This is a genomic window from Streptomyces ardesiacus, assembly GCF_003112575.1.
Lineage (GTDB): Bacteria > Actinomycetota > Actinomycetes > Streptomycetales > Streptomycetaceae > Streptomyces > Streptomyces ardesiacus.
Window position 1 is genome coordinate 18,115 of the sequence record NZ_BEWC01000017.1, and the last position, 23,740, is coordinate 41,854.

A 23,740-nucleotide genomic window follows, 5' to 3' on the forward strand; every position below is an offset into this window, starting at 1 on the left:
GGCGTACGTTCCTCGTGGGACGTCCGCCCCGCTGCGGGGTCTTCGGGTGCGCTGCTCACCTGCCTCCGCCGAGCGCCATGCGGATCAGGTCCTCCGAGTCCATGGTGTCGATGGACTCGGCCGCTTCCTCGACGTCCGGCGCCGCGGTGTTTCCGGGCTCCGGCGCGGTGAGCCGCAGCAGGGCGTCGAGCAGACCGGCGTCACGCAGCGCGGCGATGGGGACCGACAGCAGCGCCGCACGGACGGCCTCGTCGGAGACCTTCTCCTGTGCGGGTTCCGGGCCGGTGTCGTCCGGCCCCAGCAGATCGTGCAGGTGCTGGGCCAACGCCGCCGGGGTCGGGTGGTCGAAGACCAGCGTGGCCGGCAGCGACAGACCGGTCGCGCCGGCCAGGCGGTTGCGTAGCTCGACGGTCATCAAGGAGTCGAAGCCCAGCTCCTTCAACGGGCGGCGCGCTTCGACACCCTGCGCGGCGTGGTCGGCGACCGTGGCCACGTGTGTGGTGACCAGGGCGAGCAGCCGGCGCTTGAGCTCGGTCGAGCTGAGCCCGCGCAGGTCGTCGGCGGCGGCCCGTGCGGCCGCCGCGGTGCCCGTCGCGCCCGCGCCGGACCGTGTGCTGTCGCGTACCAGGGTCTTCAGCACCGCGGGTACCGCCGCCGGATCGGCCACCGCGGACGGGTCCAGCCAGGCCGGCAGTAGCGTGGGGACGCCGGAGGCGAGCGCGGCGTCGTACAGGGTCAGCGCCATCCTGGTCGGCAGCGGCCGCATACCGCCGCGGGCGATGCGGCTGCGGTCGGCGTCGTCCAGGTGCCCGGTGACACCACTGGGCTGTTCCCACAGACCCCAGGCCAGTGAGGTGACGGGCAGCCCGAGCCGGGCCCGGTGGGCGGCGAGCCCGTCAAGGAACGCGTTGGCGGCGGAGTAGTTCGCCTGCCCCGCGCCGCCGAGGACCCCGGCGGCGCCGGAGAACAGCACGAAGGCGGACAGGTCGAGATCCTTGGTGAGTTCGTGCAGGTGCCAGGCCGCGTCGGCCTTGGACCGCAGCACGGCCCGCAGCCGCTCGGGCGTCTGCTCGGCCAGCACCGCGTCGTCGATGACCCCGGCCGCGTGCACGACGCCGGTCAGCGGGTGTGCGGCCGGCACCGAGGCCAGCAGCGCGGCCAGTGCGTCGCGGTCGGCGGTGTCACAGGCCGCGACCGTCACCTCGGCGTCCAGCGCGGCGAGTTCGTCGCGCAGTTCGTCGCTGATCACGCCCCGTCGCCCGGCCAGCAGCAGGTGGCGCACACCGTGCCGCTCGGCCAGATGCCGGGCGAGCAGCCCGCCGAGCGTGCCGGTGCCGCCGGTGACGAGGACCGTGCCGTCCGGGTCGGACGGGCGCACGGTGCGCTGCGCCGGGGCGTCGGGCAGCCGCGCGAGACGGGGCAGATGGAACTGGCCGCCGCGCAGCGCCAGTTGGGTCTCGCCGGTGGCCAGCGCCGCGGCCAGCAGCGCGTCGGCGGGCTCCTCGTCGACGTCGATCAGTGTGAACCGGCCGGGCTCCTCGGCCTGGGCGGCCCGCACCAGGCCCCAGACCGCCGCGTGTGCCGGTGCGGGCGGCACCGGGTCCGACGGCAGGGTCACGCCGCCGCGGGTGAGCACCACGAGCCGGGCCGACGCCGGTTTCGGGGCGGCCTGCCAGCTCTGGATCAGTCCCAGGACTCCAACGGTACGCGCGTGCACGGACGTCGGGTCGGCGGATGCGGAGTGCGGGTCGTCGCCGTCGGGGACCCGCGCCACGACGACTTCCGGCGGGGTGGAGGCCAGGGCCGCGGCGCGGTCGTCCGAGCGCTCGTACTCGTCGCCGAGCCGGACCGCCCGGGGCATGGCGTCGTGCTCGGGTGGCGTGATCCGGTCCCACGTCAGGTGGAACAGCGACTCGTGCCGCGGGGTCGTCAGCGAACCGCGCAGTTGGTCACGGGAGATCGGCATGGTGACGAACGAGCCGATCTCGGCCACGATCCGCCCGGACTCGTCGGCCAGTGTCAGCTCGGCGCCGCCGTCGGCGGCGGCGACCATGCGGACGCGCACCGTCCGGGCACCCCGGCCGTGGATCCGCACCCGTCGCCAGGCGAACGGAATACGGGGCCGCTCGGTCGGCAGCCCGGCGTCCTCGATCGGCGGCAGCAGCCCGTCCGGGGTGCCGTCCAGGCCGAGGGCGTGCAGCGAGGCGTCCAGCAGTGCCGGATGCAGGTCGTACCCACCCGCGTCGGTGTGTTCGGGAAAGTGCAGCTCGGCGAGGACGCTGTCGCCGGAGCGCCACGCCGTGCGCAGCGATTGGAACGCGGGGCCCCAGCGGAAGAACCCATGTTCCTCGAACCGCCGGTAGAACGTCTCGGTGTCGAGCCGCTCCGCGTCCCTCGGCGGCCAGACGCGCAGCGTGTCGGGGGCAGCCGCGTCGAGCGGGGCACCGCCGGTCACGACGGCCCGGGCCAGGCCGGTCCAGCCGGAGCGCGTCCCGTCGGCCCGGCAGCGCAGCGTGACCTGCCGCCGGCCGTCCGCTCCGGGCGCGGCGAGGCGCAGTTGCAGATCCGTGACCCGGTCGGTCGGGAGCACCAGCGGCGCCTCGTGGTTGAGCTCCACGATCTCGGGGCAGCCCTGCTCGCGGGCCGCCCAGGCGATCAGCTCCACCCAGGTCGCCCCGGCGATGACCGTGGTGCCGAACACGTCGTGGTCGTCGGTCCACGGGTGAGCGCGCCGCGAGACCCGTCCCGTGTAGAGCGCACCGCCGTCGTCCAGCTCGATCAGCTCCCGCAGCAGCGGGTGCCCGACCGCGGAGGGCGATGCGTCGGTGGTGCCGGACGTGCGGCCGCCGGGCAGCCAGTACGTGCGGTGCTGGAAGGGGTAGGTGGGCAGCCGGAGGGGCGCCGCCGGCGGCAGGACCGCGTCCCAGTCGACAGGCGTGCCGTGGTCGTGCGCGGTCGCCAGCGCCGTCATGACCGTGGCGGGCTCGGGGCGCCCGGCGCGCAGCAGCGGTACGACGGCGTCGGCGCCCTCCACCAGCGCGGAGAGCACGGCGTCCGGACCGGCCTCCAGGAAGACGCTCACGCCGAGTTCGCGCAGCCGGGTGACACCGTCGTGGAACCGCACCGGCTCGCGCAGCTGCCGCACCCAGTACCCGGGGTCGGTCAGCTCGGCGGCGGTGGCCTCGCGGCCGGTCACGTGGGAGACGATCGGGATGGCCGGCTCATGGTAGGTGACCTCCTCGGCGACCCGGCGGAACTCGTCGAGCATCGGGTCCATGTGGTGCGAGTGGAACGCGTGACTGACCGCCAGCCTGCGCGTCTTGCGGCCCCGTTCGCGCCAGCGGCCGGTCAGCGCCAGGACCGCCGCCGCGTCGCCGGAGACCACGACCGAGCCGGGGCCGTTGACCGCGGCGATGCCGACGCCCGGCGGCAGTTCCGCCCGGATCTCCTCCTCGGCCACGGCCAGTGCGGCCATCGCACCCGACTGCGGGAGCGCCTGCATGAGCCGCGCCCGGGCGCTGATCAGCCGGGCGGCGTCGGGCAGACTCAGCACGCCCGCGACATGGGCCGCCGTCAGCTCCCCGAGGGAGTGGCCGATCAGCAGGCCGGGGTGGACGCCCCAGCTCTCCAGCAGCCGGTACAGCGCCGTCTCCACCGCGAACAGCGCGGGCTGGGTGAACTCGGTCCGGTCGAGCTGCTCCCCGCCCTTGTCGACGATCTCCCGCAGCCGGGGGTCGAGATGGGCGCAGACCTCGTCGTAGGCGGCCGCGAAGACGGGGTACGAGGCGTACAGCTCGCGTCCCATCCCGGCCCGCTGCGCACCCTGGCCCGGGAACATCACGGCGGTGTGCCCGTCGCCGCGCCGTACGGCGGCGGGCGGTCCGTCGAGGCGGCGCGCCAGTTCGTCGCGGGTGGCGCCGACCACCGAGGTCCGGTGCTCGAAGTGCGTCCGGGTGGTGCCCAGGGCGCGGGCGACCTGGGCGGGGGTGGCTTCGGGACGCTCGTCGAGGAAGGCGCGCAGCCGGCGGACCCGGTCTCGCAGCGCGGGCTCGGTGCGCGCGCTGAGCAGCCACGGCACGGGAACGGGCGGGGCGGCGGGCTCCGCCGTGGACGCGTCGGCGAGCGGTGGGGCCTGCTCCAGTATCAGGTGCGCGTTGGTGCCGCTGATGCCGAACGAGGAAACCGCCGCGCGGCGGGGCTCGCCGGTGTCGGGCCAGGCGATCGCCGCGGTGAGCAGCGCGACGTGGCCCGTGTCCCAGTCCACGCGCCTCGACGGGCCGGCGACGTGCAGGGTGCGGGGCAGCTCGCCCTGGTTCATCGCCATGATCATCTTGATGGTTCCGGCGACACCGGCCGCGGCCTGTGTGTGCCCGATGTTCGACTTGACCGTGCCCAGGTGGAGGGGCCGCTCGGCGGTGTGCTCCCGCCCGTAGGTGGCGAGCAGCGCGTGTGCCTCGATGGGGTCGCCGAGCCGGGTGCCGGTGCCGTGTGCCTCGACGGCGTCGATCTGGCCGGGGCGCAGTCCGGCGGTGGCGAGGGCCTGGCGGATGACGCGTTCCTGGGCCGGTCCGTTGGGGGCGGTGAGCCCGTTGGAGGCGCCGTCCTGGTTGACCGCGGTGGCCCGGACGATCGCCAGCGGGCGGTGTCCGAGCCGGCGCGCGTCCGACAGGCGCTCCAGCACCAGCAGTCCGGCGCCCTCGCTCCAGCCGGTACCGTCGGCGTCGTCCGAGAACGCCTTGCAGCGCCCGTCGGGGGCGAGCCCGCGCTGCCGGCTGAACTCCAGGAACACCGCCGGTCCGGACATCACCGTGACGCCGCCGGCCAACGCCAGATCGCACTCACCGGTACGCAGCGCCTGCGCCGCCAGATGGGTGGCGACCAGCGACGACGAGCACGCGGTGTCGACCGTGACGGCGGGACCGTGCAGGCCCAGCGTGAAGGCGATGCGGCCGGAGGCGACACTGGTCGCGCCGCCGGTCGCCAGATGCCCGCGCACGTCGTCCGGGCCGTGGCCGGGTCCGCCGCCGTACTCCTGTGCCGAGACACCCGCGTACACACCGGTGTTGCTGCCGCGCAGCCGGGCGGGGTCGATGCCGGCGTACTCGAACGCCTCCCAGGCGGTCTCCAGCAGGAGCCGCTGCTGCGGGTCCATGGCCAGCGCCTCACGGGGGCTGATGCCGAAGAACTCCGGGTCGAAGTCACCGGCGTCGTAGAGGAATCCGCCCCGGTCGCTGTAGGTGGTGCCCGGGTGGTCGGGGTCGGGGTGGTAGAGGTTGTCGACGTCCCAGCCACGGTCGGCGGGGAACGCGCCGACGGCGTCCACGCCGTCGCTGACGAGCCGCCACAGCTGCTCGGGCGAGCGCGCGCCTCCGGGGAAGCGGCACGCCATGCCGACCACCACGACGGGGTCGTCGGCAGCCGCGGTGGTGGTCGCCGGCGGCGTCGCGGAGTCCGGGACTGTGGCGTCCGGGGCCGGCGGGCCGGCGATCAGTGTGTCGAGCCGTGCGGCCAGGTCGGCCGGGCTCGGGTAGTCGAAGACCAGCGTGCTGGGCAGTTCGATGCCGAGCGTCGCGGCGAGCCGGTTGCGTAGCTCGACGGTCATCAGCGAGTCGAATCCCAGCGCCTTGAACGGCCGACGGGTGTCGGGATCGGCGGCGCGGCCGGTGATGGCCGCGGTGTGCCCGGCCACCAGCTCGAGCAGGCGGGCCGAGCGGACGACGGGCGCGAGCCCGGCGAGCCCGGCCGCGTCGTTGACGGAGTCCTCGCCGGACCGGGCCGGGGCTCCCGCGTCTCGCGCGGTGGGCAGGTCGGCGAAGAGCGGCCGGTGCCGGGCGATGGCGAACAGACGCAGGAATCTGGGCCAGTCCACGTCGGCCACCGTGACCGTCGTGTCGTCCTGGTCGAGCGCCGTCTGCAGGGCGGCGATCGCGGCCCGGGGGGCCATCGCCCGCAGCCCGGTGCGCTCCACCCGGGCGAGCATGTCGGTCGCCATGCTCTGCCCGGCCCACAGCCCCCAGGCGATCGAGGTGGCGGTGGCGCCCCGGGCGCGACGCTGCTCGGCGAGCGCGTCGAGCGCGGCGTTGGCGGCGGCGTAGGCGCCCTGGCCCGCGCTGCCCCACGTGGCCGCGACGGACGAGAACAGCACGAACGCGTCCAGCGGGTCGTCGGCCAGCAACCGGCTCAGGTGCCCGGCGGCGGTCGCCTTGCCGTTGATCTCGGCCAGTTCGGCAATCCTCGTCCCGGCGAGGGGGGTGTCCTGCGGCAGGCCCGCGGCGTGCACCACGGCCCGCAGCGGCGGCCCCTCGGCGCGGATCCGGACGAGCAGCTCGTCCAGCGCCCCGGAGTCGGTGACGTCGCAGGCGGCGACGGTGACCGGGCAGTCCAGCTCGGCTGCGAGCGCGGCGGCTCCGGGGGCGTCGGCGCCCCGCCGGCTCACCAGTACCAGCCGCTCGGCACCGTTCGCGGCCAGCCAGCGGGCGGCATGGGCGCCCAGGCCGCCGGTGCCGCCGGTGACCAGCACGGTGCCGCGCGGGCGCCATGCGTCGTCCGGGCCGGGGCGTGCCGCCACCGGCGCGGGGACCAGACGGCGGGCGAACAGTCCGGTGGTGCGCACCGCCAGCTGGTCCTCGCCGCCGGGTCCGGAAAGGGCCAGCCGCAGCCGGTCGCGCAGCTCCTCGCCGGGCGGGGCGGCGGGCAGGTCGACGAGGCCGCCCCACAGGCGCGGGTGTTCCAGCGCCGCCGAGCGGGCCAGGCCCCAGCACTGGGCGGCCGCCACGTCGGTGACCGGGTCGTCGGCGCCTGCGCCGACCGCGCCCGAGGTGAGTGTCCACATGGGTGCGTCCAGGCCGGTGTCGGCCAGCGCCTGGGTCAGCACGAGCGTGGCGGCCAGTCCCCAGGGCAGGCCGGGGTGGCGGGGATGTGTCGCCCGCGACAACGGCAGCAGGGACAGCACCGCGCTCGGCGCGGCGGCACGCAGCCGCTCGGCGAGCCGTTCGCGGTCCGGCTCGCCGGCGAGGGTCAGCAGTTCGACGGTGGCGTGCTCGGCCAGCAGCTCGGTCACCGCGTCCGGCCACGCCGTGTCCGGTTCGCCGTCGGCGACCACCACGACCCAGGTGCCGCGAGGAGCCGCTGCCGATGCCGGGTCCGCGGCCACCGGACGCCAGGTCACGCGGTGGCGCCAGCCGTCCAACCGGGAGCCGGGGCGACCGCGCTCCCGCCAGGCGGACAGCCGGGGCAGCACAGTGGCCAGCGCGTCGGCCTCGTCCTCGTCGGCCCGCAGCGTGTCAGCCAGCGCCCGGACGTCGCCGCCGTCCACCATGTTCCAGAACCCGGCGTCCTGCGCCGTGGCCCGCTCCGGGCGACTGGTCAGCCAGTACCGCTCTCGCTGGAACGGATAGGCGGGCAGCGTCACCGGGGGCGCCTGGGGCAGCACGGTGTCCCAGGCGACCGGCACGCCGTGGGTGTGCGCAGCAGCGAGCGCAGCCGCCAGGCTCTCGGGCTCCGGCCGGTCGGTGCGCAGCAGCGGCACGGCCACGCCGGGGGCGGGCACGTGGGGGCTCAGCGCCGGGGAGGGACCCAGTTCGAGGAAGACCTCGGTGCCCAGCTCGGCCAACGCGGCGAGGCCGTCCTGGAAACGGACCGGCCTGCGCAGCGCCTGCACCCAGTGCTCGGGGTCGCACAGTTGCTCTGCCGTGGCGGGGCGGCCGGTGAGGTCCGAGACGACCGGGATGTTCGGCTCGTGGTAGGTCAGACGCCGGGCGACGGCCCGGAACGCGTCCAGGACCGGGTCCATGTGGGGCGAGTGGAAGGCGTGGCTGACGTCCAGGGCGCGGGTACGGCGGCCGCGCTCGCGCCACCGGGCGGACAGCGCGGCAACCGCGTCCGGGGTGCCGGAGACCACCACCGTGCCGGGGGCGTTGAGTGCCGCCACGCTGACGCCGTCGGGCAGCGCCGCGGCGATCTCGTCCTCGGTGCCCTCCAGGGCTGCCATGGCGCCGGCCGGCAGCTCGTCCATGAGCCGGGCCCGGGCCGTGATCAGCGTCGCGGCGTCGGCCAGGTCGAGCACTCCGGCCACGTGCGCGGCGGTGATCCCGCCGATCGAGTGGCCGAGCAGGTGGGCGGGGCGCACTCCCCAGTGTTCCAGCAGCCGGAACAGGGCCGTCTCCACGGCGAACAGCGCGGGCTGGGTCCACCGGGTGCGCGTCAGCGCGGCCCCGTCGCCCCACATGATCTCGCGCAGCTCCGGTTCGAGGTGCGCCAGCGCGGCGTCCAGCGCCTCGGCGAACACCGGGTACGCGCCGGCCAGTTCGCGGCCCATCCCGGCCCGCTGCGCGCCCTGTCCACTGAACAGGAAGGCGACAGCGGCGGTACCGGCCTCGACGGCGTCCCACGGATCGTCCAGACGGCGGCGCAGCTCCTGCGCCGTGGTGCCCACCACATACGTACGGTGCTCCAACTGGGCGTGGCCGACGGCGAGTTCACGGGCCACCGCGAGCGGGGAGAGTCCCGGGTCGGCGTCGATCAGCTCGCGCAGCTGCCGGATCCGCGCGCGCAGGGCCGGCTCGCCGCGCGCGCTGATCAGCCACGGCACCGGCGTCACCCCCGAGGCGGGGGCGGGCCCGGGTTCGGCGCCGGCGTGCTCCGGCGGCTGTTCCAGGATCACGTGCGCGTTGGTGCCGCTGATGCCGAAGGAGCTGACCGCGGCGCGTCGCGGTTCGCCGGTGTGCGGCCACGGCGCGGGCTCGTCGAGCAGCCGCACCCGCCCCTGGGACCAGTCGACGTGCCGGGACGGGGTCGCGGCGTGCAGCGTGCGGGGCAGGGTGCCCGCGCCGATCGACAGGATCATCTTGATGACGCCGGCGACGCCCGCGGCGGCCTGGGTGTGCCCGATGTTGGACTTGACCGAGCCGAGCAGCAGCGGCCGGTGCCGGTCGCGCCCGTAGGTGGCGAGCAGCGCGTGTGCCTCGATGGGGTCGCCGAGCCGGGTGCCGGTGCCGTGTGCCTCGACGGCGTCGATCTGGCCGGGGCGCAGTCCGGCGGTGGCGAGGGCCTGGCGGATGACGCGTTCCTGGGCCGGTCCGTTGGGGGCGGTGAGCCCGTTGGAGGCGCCGTCCTGGTTGACCGCTGAACCGCGCAGCACCGCGAGCACCCGGTGTCCCAGGCGCCGTGCGTCGCCCAGTCGTTCCAGGACGACCAGGCCCGCGCCCTCGGAGAAGCCGGTGCCGTCGGCGTCGTCGGAGAACGCCTTGCAGCGCCCGTCCGCGGACAGGCCGCGTTGCCGGGCGAACTCGGTCAGGGTGAACGGGGTGGCCATCACGGTGACGCCGCCGGCCAGCGCGAGATCGCACTCGCCCGCGCGCAGCGCCTGCGCGGCCATGTGCATCGCCACCAGGGACGACGAGCACGCCGTGTCGACGGTGATGGCCGGGCCCTCGAAGCCCATCACGTACGACACCCGCCCGGAGGCCAGGCTCGACGTCCGGCCGGTCAGCAGGTAGCCCTCGGTCTCCTCGTCGCCGTCGTGGCGGTCGGTGCCGTACTCCTGGGCGACCACGCCGGTGTACACGCCGGTGTTGCTGCCGCGCAGCCGGGTCGGGTCGATGCCCGCCTGCTCGAACGCCTCCCACGTCGTCTCGAGGAGGAGCCGCTGCTGCGGGTCCATGGCCAGCGCCTCACGGGGGCTGATGCCGAAGAACTCCGGGTCGAAGTCACCGGCGTCGTACAGGAATCCGCCGGCCTCCGCGTACGTGGTGCCCGGCCGGCCGGCGGGGTCGAGCAGGGCGGCCAGGTCCCAGCCGCGGTCGTCGGGCAGCGGGCCGATGGCGTCTTTCCCGTCGCTGACGAGCTGCCAGAGGTCCTCGGGTGAGCGCACCCCGCCGGGGAAGCGGCACGCCATGCCGACCACCACGACCGGGTCGTCACCGGTGTCGCGGGCCACTGCGGGCCCGGACGCCGCCGGCTGCTCGCCCGCCACCAGGGACAGCAGGTGATCGGCGAGCGCCGTGACGGTCGGGTGGTCGAACACGACGGCGGCCGACAGCGACAGACCGGTGCCGGCGGCGAGCCGGTTGCGCAGCTCGACCGAGGTGAGCGAGTCGAAGCCGAGGTCGCGGAAGGTGCGGTCCGGGCCGACGGACTCCGGCGTGTGTCCCAGGACTGCTGCGGCGTGTGTCCGGACCTGGTGCCGCGCGGCAGCGCGCCGCTCGCCGTCTTCGAGGCCGGCCAGTTCGCGGGCCCAGCCGGAGGCGCCCTGGGCGGCGGGCCGGCTGACCGTGGTGGGCAGCAGCCGCTGGAACAGCGGATCGGGCGTGTCCAGGGCCCGCAGCGCGGCACGGTCCAGCCGGGCGGCCACCAGCTGCGGAGCCGGGCAGCGCAGCGCGGCGTCCAGCAGGGACAGCCCGTCGGCGGCGCTCATCGGCCGCAGCCCGGTGCGCCGCAGCCGGTCCAGGTCGCCCCGGCTCAGGGAGCCGGTCATGCCGCTCGCCGTGGCCCACAGCCCCCAGTCCAGCGCGGTCGCGGGCAGCCCGAGACCGTGCCGGTGCCGGGCCAGCGCGTCCAGGAACGCGTTGGCGGCGGCGTAGTTGGCCTGCCCGGCCGTGCCGAGCACTGCGGCGGTCGAGGAGAACAGCACGAAGGCAGCCAGCTCCTGGTCGCGGGTCAGCTCGTGCAGATGCCAGGCGGCGTCCGCCTTCGGGCGCAGCACGGCGTGCAGTTGCTCGTCGGTCAGGCTGCCGACGGTGGCGTCCGCCAGCACGCCGGCCGCGTGCACCACGGCGGTCAGCGGACGGCCGGGATCGACTGCGGACAGCAGCTCGGCCAAGGCGTCGCGGTCGGCGGTGTCGCACGCCGCGATGGTGACCGTGGCACCCAGCGCGGCCAGTTCGGCGCGCAACTCGGCCGCGCCGTCGGCGGCGGGCCCGCGCCGGCCGGCCAGCAGCAGATGCCGAGCGCCGTGCGTGGTGACCAGGTGCCGGGCCACCAGGGCCCCGAGCGTGCCGGTGCCGCCGGTGATCAGCACCGTGCCGTCGGGGTCGAGCGGCGGCGGCAGGGTCAGCACGATCTTGCCGACGTGCCGGGCCTGCTGGAGGTGGCGGAACGCGTCCGGGGCCTCGCGCATGTCCCAGGTGGTCACCGGCGCCTCGGGACAGGTGCCGTCGGCCAGCAGCCCGAGGACGGTGGTGAGCATCTCGTGCAGCCGCTCGGCCGGCGGCTCCGCCAGCAGGTCGTAGGGCCGGTAGACGACATCCGGCAGGGCGGCCGGGTCACGCGGATCGGTCTTGCCCAGCTCCAGCAGCCGGCCGCCGGGCCGCAGCACGCCGATCGAGGCGTCGAGCAGCTCGCCGGTCAGTGAGTTGAGGACCACGTCGAAGCCGCCGCCGAACGCCTCCGCGAAACCCGCGTCGCGCGAGCTCGCGATGTGCGAGTCCGGGTACCCCAGCGCGCGCAGCGTGTCCCACTTGCCGGGGTGTGCGGTGGCGTACACGTCAGCGCCGAGGTACCGGGCGATGTGGCCGGCCGCCACGCCGACCCCGCCGGCCGCCGCGTGCACCAGCACCTTCTGGCCGGGACGCACGTCGGCCAGTTCCACCAGGCCGTAGTAGGCGGTCAGATACGCCACGGGCACCGCGGCGGCGCGCGCGTACGTCCAGCCGTCGGGGATCCGCGCCAGCTTGCGGTGGTCGGTGACGGCCCGGGGGCCGAACCCGTTGGTCAGGAATCCGGTGACGCGGTCGCCCGGCGCCAGGCCGGTGACGTCCGGCCCGGTGGCGAGCACCACGCCCGCTCCCTCGGTGCCGAGCGCGGCGTCCCCGGGATACAGCCCGAGGGTGATGAGCACGTCCCGGAAGTTGAGGCCGGCCGCCCGCACCCCCACCAGCACCTCGTGTGGGCCGAGTTCGCCGTGCGCCGCCGCCTCGACCACGCCCAGCCCGTCGATGGTGCCGGGAGCCGTGGCGTCCAGACGCCAGTTGTCGGAGCGTGGCAGGATCCCCTCGGCCGTGGCGGGGACGAGCCGGGGCACCAGCACCGCACCGTCGCGGACGCACACCTGCGGCTCCCCCGCCGGAACCGCCGCCGGGTCGAGACTGCCGTCCGTGTCGACGAGCGTGAACCGCCCCGGGTGCTCCGCCTGCGCGCCGCGCAGCAGACCCCGGACCGCGGCCTGTGCCGGATCGGCGTCCTCGCCGGGCCGGGCCGCCACGGCACCACGCGTGGTGACGACGACCGGTCCGGCCCCGTCGAGCAACTCCTGTGCCCGGTGCAGGACCTGCTCGGCGACCTGGTGCGCGGCACTCGCCGGGTCGACGCCGGCCGGGGTGTCCGGCGCGGCGAGCACGGTGGCGCCGTCCGGTGCCTCGGCCGCGGCCGCGTCCGTGACCGGCCGCCAGGCGATCCGGAACAGGCCGTCTGCGCCGGTGGGCGCCTGCCCGGCGGTGACGGTGCGCAGTGTCAGCGCCGCCACACTCAGTACGGGAGCTCCGTCGGCGTCCACCGCCCACAGCCGCACCGGGCCGTCCCCGGAACGCTCCAGGCAGACCCGCAGCATCGTCGCGCCGGTGGCGTGCAGCCGCACGCCGCGCAGTGTGAACGGCAGCTCAAGACGGGCGGAGCCGACCAGCAGCGGATGCAGTGCCGCGTCCAGCAGCGCCGGGTGCAGATGGAAGCCGCCGGTGGCGACGTCGTCCGGCAGCAGCACCTCGGCCCAGATCCGGTCCCCGCGCCGCCACATGGCGCGCAGCCCCCGGAACGTGTCGCCGTACGCGTAGCCCGCCTCGGCCAGCCGCGCGTACGCCCCGGTCAGGTCGACCCGCTCGGCGTCGGCGGGCGGCATGAGGCCGGCTCCCGCGCCGGGCGTGGCGTCGGGTGCGGCGGTCGCCGAACGGGCCAGCGTGCCGCTCGCGTGCCGGGTCCACGGCTCGTCGTCCGAGCGTCGTGCGTGCACGGTCAGCGGGCGCCGTCCGTCGGGGCCCGCGGAGTCCACTACGATCTGGATGCGCGAGGCAGCGGCGTCCTCGTCGAGCGGCAACGGCACTTCGAGCACCAGTTCCTCGACGAGATCGCAGCCCACGCCGTCGCCGGCCTGGGTGGCCAGTTCGAGCAGCGCGGTGCCGGGCAGCAGCACGCCGCCGCCCACGGCGTGCCCGGCCAGCCACGGGTGGGCGGCCAGCGACACCGTCCCGGTGAGCACCGAGCGGTCGCCGTCGGCCAGTGTCATCCGGCCCTCCAGCAGCGGGTGGTCGACGGCGACCGCGCCAAAGACGGATCCCCCGCGGGCGTGGCCGTCCCCCGGGGCCAGCCAGTACCGCTCGCGCTGGAACGGGTAGGTGGGCAGCACGGACACGTCGCCGCGCTCGCCGGGGAACACGGCGTCCCAGTCGGGGGCGGCACCGTGCGCCCACGCGTCGGCCAGCGCCGTCAGCATCTGGGCCGGGCCGCCCGCGCCGCGGCGCAGCGTGCCGAGCGCTGCCCCGCTCACCCCGGCCGCCGTCAGGTTCTCCTGGATCGCCACCGTCAGCACGGGGTGGGCGCCGACATCGACGAACAGCCGGTGGCCGTCCGCGATCAGTGCCCGCTGCGCGTCGGCGAACCGGACCGGGGAGCACAGATTGCGCAGCCAGTACGCGCCGTCCATGGTGGCGGTGTCGAGCCGGGCGCCGGTCACCGTGGAGTACAGCGGCACCTGGCCGGAGCGCGGGCGGATGCCGTCGATCCGCGGCAGCAGCCGGTCGCCGAGCCCGGCCATGGCCGAGCTGTGCGAGGCGTAGTCGATGTCGACCCGGCGGGCGCGCACGCCCTCTGCCCGGCACAGTTCGAGCAAGGCGTCGAGGGTGGCCGTGGCACCGGCCAGCACGGTCAGCGTCGGCGCGTTCAGCCCCGCGACCTCCAGCCGGTCCCCGAACCGGGCGCGCAGCTCCGCCACCCGCTCGGCGTCGGCCTGCACGGAGACCAGGCCGCCGGTGCCGGCCACGTCCATCAGCACCGAGGCGCGCAGCGCCACCACCCGGGCCGCGTCGTCGAGCGACAGCGCGCCGGCCACGCAGGCGGCGGCGATCTCACCCTGGGAGTGCCCGATCACCGCGGCCGGTGTCACACCGTAGGAGCGCCATACGGCCGCCAGCGCCACCATGACCGCGAACAGCGCCGGCTGCACCACGTCGGAGCGGCGCAGCAGGGCCGCCGCCTCCGGCGTGTCCGCCAGTACCTGGTCCATGGTCCAGTCGACATACGGTGCGAGGGCCGCCTCGCACTCGGCCAGCCGCTCGCGGAACACCGGCGAGGCGTCGCGCAGTTCGCGCCCCATGCCGGCCCATTGCCCGCCCTGGCCCGGGAAGACGAACACCGGTCGGCCGGCGACCGCCTCACCCGTCCTGGCTCCGGCCGCCGGGAGACCGTCGGCCAGCGCGTCGAGGCCGGCCAGCAGGTCCTCGCGGGTGGCGGCGAGCACGGCGGCCCGGTGGCCGAACACGGTGCGCGACCGGGCCAGCGCGGCGCCGAGCGCGGCGGGCCGGGTCCGCGGGTCGGCGGCGACCGCGTCGCGCAGCAGGGCGGCCTGTTCGCGCACGACGCCCGCTGTCGGCGCGGACAGCACCACCGGTACGGCGGTCGCCGGTGGGTCCGTCACTGGTGGGTCCGTCACCGGTGCGCCGTCCGCGGCCCCCGACGTGGCGGGCTCGTCGGCGCCTTCGAGGATCACATGGGCGTTGGTGCCGCTGATGCCGAACGAGGAGACGCCAGTACGGCGCGGCCGGTCCAGCTCGGGCCACGGGACGGTGGCGGTCAGCAGCGAGACGTCACCGGAGGACCAGTCGACGTGCGGGGTCGGCTCGGTGATGTGCAGGCTGCGGGGCATGACGCCGTACCGCATGGCCAGGACCGCCTTGATCACCCCGGCGATGCCGGACGCGGCCTGGGTGTGCCCGATGTTGGACTTCACCGAGCCGAGCCGGACGGGACTGCCGGGCGGACGCCCGCGGCCGTAGGTGTCGAGAAGCGCCTCGGCCTCGATCGGATCGCCGAGCGTGGTGCCGGTGCCGTGGGCCTCGATGAGGTCGACGTCGGCGTGGCCGACCCCGGCGGCGGCGAGTGCCTGTTGGATCACCTGGCGCTGCGAGAGCCCGTTCGGCGCGGTCAGACCGTTGGACGCCCCGTCGTGGTTGATGGCACTGCCGCGGATGACGGCGAGTACGTCGTGGCCGTTGCGCCGGGCGTCGGAGAGCCGTTCGAGCAGCACCAGACCGGCGCCCTCGCTGAGCCCGAAGCCGTCGGTGGAGGCGGAGAACGCGCGGCACCGCCCGCCGGCGGACAGCGCGCCCTGCCGGCCCATCTCGACGATCATGCCCGGGGTGGACATCACGGTGGCACCGCCGGCCAGTGCCATGGCGCACTCGCCGGTGCGCACGGCCTGGACCGCGAGATGCAGGGCGACCAGCGACGAGGAACAGGCGGTGTCCACGGTGACGGTCGGACCCTGCACGCCGAAGGTGTAGGCGAGCCGCCCCGAGGCGACACTGGCGGTGTTGCCCGTCAGCACATAGCCCTGTGCGTCGTTGCCGGCCTCGTGCATACGCGGGCCGTAGTCCATGGCCATGGCGCCGACGAACACGCCCACTCGTGCACCGCGCAGCGTGTCCGGAACGATGCCGGCGCGCTCGAACGTCTCCCATGCGACTTCCAGCAGCTGGCGCTGCTGCGGGTCCATGACCAGTGCCTCACGCGGGGAGATCCGGAAGAACGCCGGGTCGAAGCCGGTGACGTCGAGGAACCCACCCTCCTGCTGGGCGAGTTCGCCTTCCCCCGTCCAGTCGTCCCAACCCCGGTCGGCGGGAAACGGGCCGACGGCGTCGCGCTCTGCGACGATCAGCTGCCAGAACTCCTCGGGGGTGCGCACGCCGCCCGGGAAACGGCAGGCCATGGAGACCACGGCGACCGGATCGTCGTCGGCGCCGCCAGGGTGCGGGGTGTTGCCGGGGTGCGCCGGCCCGGGGGCGGACGCCGGTTCGGTGGCGCCGGTCAGTTCGGCACGCAGCCGGGCGGCCACGGCGAGCGGAGTGGGGTGGTCGAACAGCAGGGTCACCGGCAGCCGCAGCCCGATGGCGTCGCCGAGCCGCCGGCGCAGTTCCACCACGGTGACCGACTCGAAGCCCTGCTCCCAGAACGTCAGAGCGGGCTCCGGCTCCTGGCCGCAGACCGCGGCCGCCTCCGCCCGGACCAGCGCCAGCAGCTCGGCGTCGAGGTCGTCGGGCGCCAGTGCCGCCCAGCGCGGATGCGGCCCGTCGGCCACCGCGCCGGCGGTACCGGCGGCCCGGTCGAACGGATAGCCGGGCAGCGCCACGGTGCGCGGCCGCCAGCCCGCGTACGCGGCCCGCCAGTCGACCGGCACTCCGCGCACGTACAGTTCGGCGAGGACGGCGGCGACCCGATCGGCGCCCGGCGCGTCGCGGCGCAGGCCGGCCAGCGCGGTGGCGTCCACGCCGCGCTGTGCGATCACCTCTTCCACGGCGAGCGTGAGCACCGGGTGCGGACTGATCTCCAAGAAGATCCGGTGGCCGGCGTCCAGGACCTCGCCCACCGCCCGGTCGAAGCGGACGCACTCGCGCAGATTGCGGTACCAGTACTCGGAGCCGAGCCGGTCGTCGGTGAGCCATACGCCGTCGAGCGTGGCGAAGTAGGGCACGTGCGGCAGCCGGGGACGCAGCGTGGCGAGATCGGCCATCAGGCCCTCGCGGAGCGTCTCCACCTGGACGGAGTGGCCCGCGAAGCCGACCGGGAGTTTGCGGGCACGGACTCCTTCGGCACGCAGCCGGGTCAGCAGGTCGTCGACCGCGGTGGCCCGCCCCGAGACAGTGACCAGGGCCGGGCCGTTGATTCCGGCCAGTTCCAGATCGCCGCCGTAGTCGGCGAGCAGCTCCGTGACCCGTTCGGCCGGCAGGGGTACCGACATCATGTCGCCGTGTCCGGCGAGGGTGGCCTGGGCCTGGCTCCACAGGGTGACGACGCGGGCCGTGTCGTCCAGCGACAGCGCCCCGGTGACGCAGGCGGCGGCGACCTCGCCGAGGCAGTGTCCGACCACGGCCGCCGGGCGGACCCCGAGTTCCTGCCACATCGCGGCGAGCGCCACCATGACCGCGAACAACGTCGGCTGTACGACGTCGAGCGCGACCATGGCGGGCGCGCCGGGCGCGCCACGCAGCACGTCTTCGATCCGCCAGGTCAGATACGGCTCAAGGGCCTGGGCGCACTCGTGGAAGCGGGCGGCGAACACCGCATGGGTGTCGAGCAGTTCCACGGCCATGCCCTGCCACTGGGGGCCCTGGCCGGGGAAGACGAACACGACACCGGGCGGTACTTCGGCGAACCCGGTGGCGCTACCCGTGCCGTGCTCCCCGCGGGCCAGCCCGTCGAGGGCGGCGGCCCGGTCGGCGCCGAAAACCGCAGCCCGGTACGGGAACTCCTCGCGGGTGGTCGCCAGCGACCAGCCCAGGTCGGCATCGCGCGGTGCAGGTGCAGGCGCGGAGGCGGAGGCGGGAGCCGCCGGGCCGACGAGCAGATCACGCAGGTCGGCGGCGCGGGCGGCGAGGCCGGCCGGGGTGGGCGCGGACAGCACCCAGGGCGGCGACAGCGGTCCGTTGCCGGGCTCCTCCGCCGGACTGGCGGGCGCCGGCCCGACAGTGAGCGGGAGACCGGACCAGTACGGCGCCAGCACCGCGCGGACGTGTTCGGCGAGATCGCCGTCCGCCTCTCCGCCGTCCGCCTCTCCGCTCTCAGCGCCCGTCCCGGCTGCGGCCATGGCTCCGACCACGCAGCGGATCGGGTCGCCGTCGGCCAGTGCCCCGGCCAGTGGGCGCAGCACCACGATGCCGTCCGGCCCGCCGGCGAGTGTCAAACCGCCGCTGTCGCCGTGACGGCCGCCTTCACCGTCACCGCCGTTGCCGCCGCCGTTGCCGCCGGCGTCGTCGCAGTCGTCGTCGCAGTCGTCGTGGGCGAGCCCGAACGCGCGGCGCACCTCGTCCGCGCCGTCGGCCAGCAGCAGCGTGACCGGGGTGCCGCGCAGCCGCGACGGCACGGTCCGGGCATCCTCCAGCGCCTCCCACACCCGCCGCAGCAGCCTGGGGTGGGTGACATCGCCGTCGCCGATTCCCAGCGCCGTGAGAACGGCGGGGGCGGGCACCGGCTCCCCGTCCGCGGCCGGGAGCGCCAGACCGGTCACCGCCAGGGGTTCGGTGGACAGCAGCTGCATAGCATTCACCACGCGTTTCTCCGGTCGTAAGGGCGCGTCACAGCGGGAAGTTCACAGCGGATGTTCACAGCGGGATGTTGCCGTGCGCTCCGCGGCGCGGGGGCAGGTCCTCGAGTGCCCGGGCGAGGCGGCGCCGGGTGTCGGCCGGAGCCACCACCTCGTCCACCGCGCCGAGCGACAGCGCCCGCCCGAGGCCGCCGGCCTTGCGCTGCTGCTCCCCGATCAGGCGCCTGCGCAGTTCGGGCAGTTCGGCGGCGTCAGCAGCGGCGAGCACACGGCGGTGCAGCACGTTGACCGCGGCCTCCGCGCCCATCACCGCCACCTCGGCGTCCGGCCAGGCCAAGACCACGTCGGCGCCCAGAGGACGGGAGTTCATGGCCAGGTACGCACCGCCGTACGACTTCCGGGTGATCAGCGTGATCCGGGGGACCACCGTCTCGGAGAACGCGTGCAGCAGTTTGGCGCCGCGCCGCACGACGCCGTCCCACTCCTGGCTGACACCGGGCAGATATCCGGGCACGTCGACGACCACGAGGAGCGGCACTCCCAGGGCGTCGCATGTGCGCACGAACCGCGCCGCCTTCTCCGCCGACAGCGAGTCGAGACAACCCGCCTTGTACAGCGGGTTGTTGGCCACGACACCGATGGAGCGGCCGGCCAGCCGGCCGAGGCCGACCACCATGTTGCGGGCCCAGCGGGGCTGGATCTGGAGAAACGTGTCGTCGTCGAGCAGGGCCCGCACCAGCGGTACCACGTTGTAGGCGCGCCGGGGCGACTCGGGCAGCAGGCCGGCCGGGTCGGCGCAGTCGCCGAGCGTGCCGGGGGCCACTGCGCCGGGCCGGGCGAAGTAGCCGGTGAGGGCGCGCGCCGTGCGGTAGGCCTCCGCTTCGGACCCGACGGCCACGTGTGCCACGCCGGAGCGCGTCCCGTGCGGTTCGGGGCCGCCGAGCCCGGCCATGTCGATGGTCTCGCCGGTGACGGCACGTACCACGTCGGGTCCGGTGACGAAGACGCGGGCCGCTTCGGACATGATGACGAAGTCGGTGAGGGCGGGGCCGTACGCGGCGGCGCCGGCGGCCGGACCGACCACGACCGAGATCTGCGGGACCCGGCCGGAGGCTGCGGTCATGGCCCGGAACATGCGCCCGGCGCCGTCCATGGACTCGACACCGTCGGTGAGCCGGGCGCCGCCACAGTGCCACACCCCGATCACGGGCCGGCCGTGCTCCACGGCGAACTCGATGGCCTCGACGATACGGTCCGCACCGGCCGCCCCGAGCGCGCCACCCATGGACGTGGCATCGGTGCAGAACGCGACCACGGGCGCGCCGTCGATCAGACCCGTCACCCGGGTCACGCCGCACCCGTCGACCGGACCGACCGGGGCCATGGACCCGGGGTCGAGCAGTCCCGAAAGACGCAGGTCCGGGTCGCGGAAATCGGTGCCGTCCGAAGTGGGCGTGGACGGAGCCGGGATCAGAGCCATCGCGAGTTCCTCTTCCAGGTCACCGGCGGATGGGCCAAACACAGAATAAGGAGGAAGCCGACGGGTCCGTCAGCCCCTACCCGCCCCCTAACAATGCGCTTCCCGCGCACACGGTTTTCGGATGCGGCAGGTGTGCGATGACCCGAGGTGCCGCATGCGCAGTGGCTGCCCTCATTCTTTCCCGCAGAGCGGAGGCCCCCCGGCTTTAGCAGTTTTGCTTACGCAAGTGCCGCCCAGGAGACCGGCGTGGGATTGGAGCGCGGCCCTCCCCGCAACCGCCAGTTTCCCAGGCATAACCTGCTAGTTACATCGGGATGAACTGCACGATTGGCGAGAGATGGCGCAGAGAATTCCCTGCCGCGCTCTCCCCCGCCTGGGCCCATTGGCCCGACGGATGAACAGGGTTAATATCGGCGACCGTACGCAGTGTTCCGCACCTCGCCCCCGGGGTCCGTGGCCCGTGGCGCGAGGGACATGGGGAGGTGTTGATGGATTTAAGACCTTTATCCGTTTCCGTGCTCTCGCTGCTCCTCGACCCCGGTCCGGCCCGGTCATGCCGCTGACCAGCACGAGCTGGCCGATCGCACGCAAGGCGCTCACCTCCGCGTTCGGCCGCGTTCCCGATGTCGCCTTCGTTCACGCCCTGCTCGACGCCACTGGTGGCGTCGAGCCCCTGATCCACGCGCTGACAGAGGACCTGATGGACCTGCCTCCGGGGCAGGTCGTACCCGAGGCCGGTCGCGTCGCCGCCGTCCGCATGGCGGACGGCCCCCGGCTCGCGCGCGCCGTCGCCCATGTCGCCGACCACCTCGATGACGAACTGCTGCCCGTGGCACTGCTGTTGAGCATCGCCACCGGTACGGTGCCTTGCGAACGTCTCGCCGGACTGGCCCGCGTCCCCTCGTCCCGGCTCGACCGCTGCGCGGCGGTCCTCGCCGAACACGGCCTCGTCGACAACGATGCCATGCCGGTGCGATTCAGACACGCTCCGGCCCGCCGCCGGCTCGCCGCGCGGCTGCTCGACCGCCTGGTCGAGTCGCCGCGCTGGTCGGCGGTGCAGATCTGGCTGCTGCACCTCTTCGAAGGCGCCACGGACACCCCGCCGGAGTCACCGGACCCCTGGGTACTGGCGCGGCTGCGCGCCGCCGTTCGCCGCAGGCTGGACGCCCCCTCACGGCTGCTCCTCGCCGAGCAACTGTGCTGGGTGGGCCAGGGCGGCGCTGCACTCTCCCTGCTGCGCGGCCCACTGCCGTCCGACGCCGACGCCGCCTCCTTCCACAGCGTGCGCACGCTCATCAGATGCCTGTACCCGGGCGAGCTCGGCACGCCGCCCGCCCCGACGGCCGGCACCTGGAACGGAATCGGCGACACCCCTCCGCTGACGGTCGCCACCGAAGCGCTGGCGGCGGCGCTCAACGGGATGCCCGCCTACGAGGTGGCTCCGCGTGCCGAATGGGCTCTCACCGCCCTGGAGTTGGGCCCCCGCACCTTTCACGGCGCGCTGGCCGCCATCTGGGCACTGCTGCACGCCGACCGTCTGGAGAGCGCCGCGACCTGGAGCCGACGGCTCGCCCAGCAGGCCCGCCGCAGCTCCGGAGTCGCCTGGCAGTCCTTGTTCCTGACCATTCAGGCCACCGTGGAGCGCCAACTGGGCTCACTCAAGGCATCGGTTCGGCACAACGCGCTCGCGCTGGAACTGGCTGCCGAGCAGTTCGCCACGTCGCCGTGGCGGCTGGTGATCGAGTGGAGCAGACTGGTGGCCACCCTCCGGCACGACAGTGAGGTACTCGACCGGGTCGCGGTCGAACCGCCCCCGACCAGCGCGCTGTGGCTCTACCACCGCTACGCCCGCGGCCAGGTGCACCTGACCGCGGGACGCCACGCCGAGGCCCACGCCGACTTCATCGCCTGCGGGAACGCACTGAAGTCGTGGCGGATGGACAACTCGGTCGTCGTGCTCTGGCGCTCCGGTGCGGCGTACGCGCTGGCAGCCTCGGGTGACCGGCACGCGGGCCTCGCGCTGGCCCTGGAGGAGATCCGGCTGGCCCGCGCCTGCGCCGCACCCCGGGTCCTGGGCATCAGTCTGCGCCGCGCCGCGGCCCTCGCCGACTCCCCGTTCCGGCTCGACCTGCTGCGCGAGTCGGCGCTCGTCCACGAGAACGCCGGCGCCCGCATCGAACTCGCCTACACATTGTGTGACACCGGCGTGGAGCAACTGCGCTGCGCGGACCGGCAGCGCGGCCGCGCCACCCTGACCACCGCCCTGCGACTCGCGGAGGAATGCGCCGACACCGAGCTGGAAGCACGGATACGCGGCTACCTGGCCGACGCCGGCCTGGGTGAGCGGGCCGGCCGCACCGCCGCCACCGCGCTGACCGCCAGCCAGAAACGGGTGGCGCTGCTTGCCATGGCCGGACGCAGCAACCGCGATATCGCCGGCGAGCTGTTCCTGACGGTCAGCACCGTCGAGCAGCATCTCACGCAGATCTACCGCAAACTCGGGATAAGCCGCCGTACCGAACTGACCCACCTGCCCGCCGAGCTTCTGCAACCCCCGAATTAGGGGGCGTCGACGGGATCTAAGGGTTGCCCGCCCCGTCCCCGCCCATAAAGAATCGAGGACGAGAAATCCATTGTTTGGCCCGCCGGCCGGATGAGCTCACCGCCCCATTCATCCGGCGAGGCCTGTAGTGGTGCCATTTTGGCTCGTCCGCGATCAACCGTGGGAGAGTGTGTGAGTAATTCGCAGGACGACCTCGTGCGGGCACTCAGGGCCTCGTTGAAGGAAAGTCAGCGACTTCGCCACGAAAACGAACAGCTGATTGCTGGTTCGTCGGAACCCATCGCGATCGTGGGCATGGGCTGCCGCTACCCCGGTGGCATCCGCTCGGCCGCCGACCTCTGGCGCCTGGTGGCCGACGGCGGTGATGCCCTGTCGGACTTTCCGGTCAACCGGAACTGGCCCGAGGACCTCTACGATCCCGACCCCGACGCGGCCGGGCACACGTACGCCCGCGCGGGCAATTTCCTGCACGACGCCGACCTCTTCGACGCCGACCTCTTCGGCATCTCGCCCCGCGAGGCGACCACCATGGACCCGCAGCAGCGCATCCTGCTGGAGACGGCCTGGGAGACCTTCGAGCACGCGGGGATCAACCCCCACTCACTGGCCGGCAGCGACACCGGCGTGTACGCGGGCATGATGTACCACCACTACGACAGCGCCGGAAACCTCAACCCGGCCACGCTGGACGGTTACGTCGGCATCGGCGGCGCGGCCAGTGTCGCCGCCGGACGGATCTCGTATGTGTTCGGGTTGGAGGGGCCGGCGGTCTCCGTGGACACGGCGTGTTCGTCGTCGCTGGTCGCCATCCATCTCGCGGCGCAGGCGTTGCGTGGTGGTGAGTGCTCCTTGGCCCTGGCGGGCGGGGTGACGGTGATGACCTACCCGTCGATCCTGGTGGAGTTCGCCCGCCAGCGGGTGCTCTCGGCCGACGGCATCTCCAAGTCTTTCTCGGACGACGCGGACGGTGCGGGGTGGGGTGAGGGTGTCGGGCTGCTGCTCCTTGAGCGGTTGTCGGATGCGCGGCGTCGTGGGCATCGGGTGCTGGGGGTGGTGCGGGGTTCGGCGGTCAACCAGGACGGTGCGTCGAATGGGCTGACTGCTCCGAACGGTCCGTCGCAGCAGCGAGTGATCCGGCAGGCACTGGCCCAGGGCGAGCTGACTCCCGCCGACGTGGATGTGGTGGAGGCCCACGGCACGGGCACCTCGCTGGGCGATCCGATCGAGGCACAGGCGTTGCTGGCGGTCTACGGGCAGCAACGCCCAGCGGACCGGCCACTGCTGCTGGGCTCGGTCAAGTCCAACATCGGACACGCCCAGGCAGCCGCAGGTGTGGCAGGCGTCATCAAAATGGTGCAGGCCATGACCGCAGGCGTGGTGCCACCCACCCTGCACGTAGGTGTCCCCACCACACGCGTCGACTGGTCCACAGGCGCCGTGGAACTGGTCACCCAGA

General features: G+C 74.4%; 4 protein-coding genes. 2 read left to right on the plus strand and 2 right to left on the minus strand.

Annotation, left to right across the window (positions count from 1 at the left end; translation table 11 throughout):
• Positions 1-55: 55 nt before the first annotated feature.
• Positions 56-18,235, minus strand: coding sequence for a type I polyketide synthase (locus Sdi02f_RS35275; RefSeq protein WP_245962286.1), 18,180 nt, complete (start codon positions 18,233-18,235; stop codon positions 56-58).
• Positions 18,236-18,299: 64 nt separating this feature from the next.
• Complete coding sequence (locus Sdi02f_RS35280) at positions 18,300-19,721, minus strand: acyl-CoA carboxylase subunit beta (RefSeq protein WP_108934773.1); 1,422 nt, start codon at positions 19,719-19,721, stop codon at positions 18,300-18,302.
• 553 nt (positions 19,722-20,274) lie between these two features.
• Here Sdi02f_RS35280 and Sdi02f_RS35285 point away from each other — a divergent pair.
• Positions 20,275-22,284: a helix-turn-helix transcriptional regulator gene (locus Sdi02f_RS35285; protein WP_108934774.1), complete on the plus strand. Its 2,010-nt coding sequence runs from the start codon at positions 20,275-20,277 to the stop codon at positions 22,282-22,284.
• A 171-nt stretch (positions 22,285-22,455) separates the two neighbouring features.
• Positions 22,456-23,740 (plus strand): beta-ketoacyl synthase N-terminal-like domain-containing protein (locus tag Sdi02f_RS35290; RefSeq protein WP_245962287.1); only part of this gene is annotated, 1,285 nt, incomplete at its 3' end.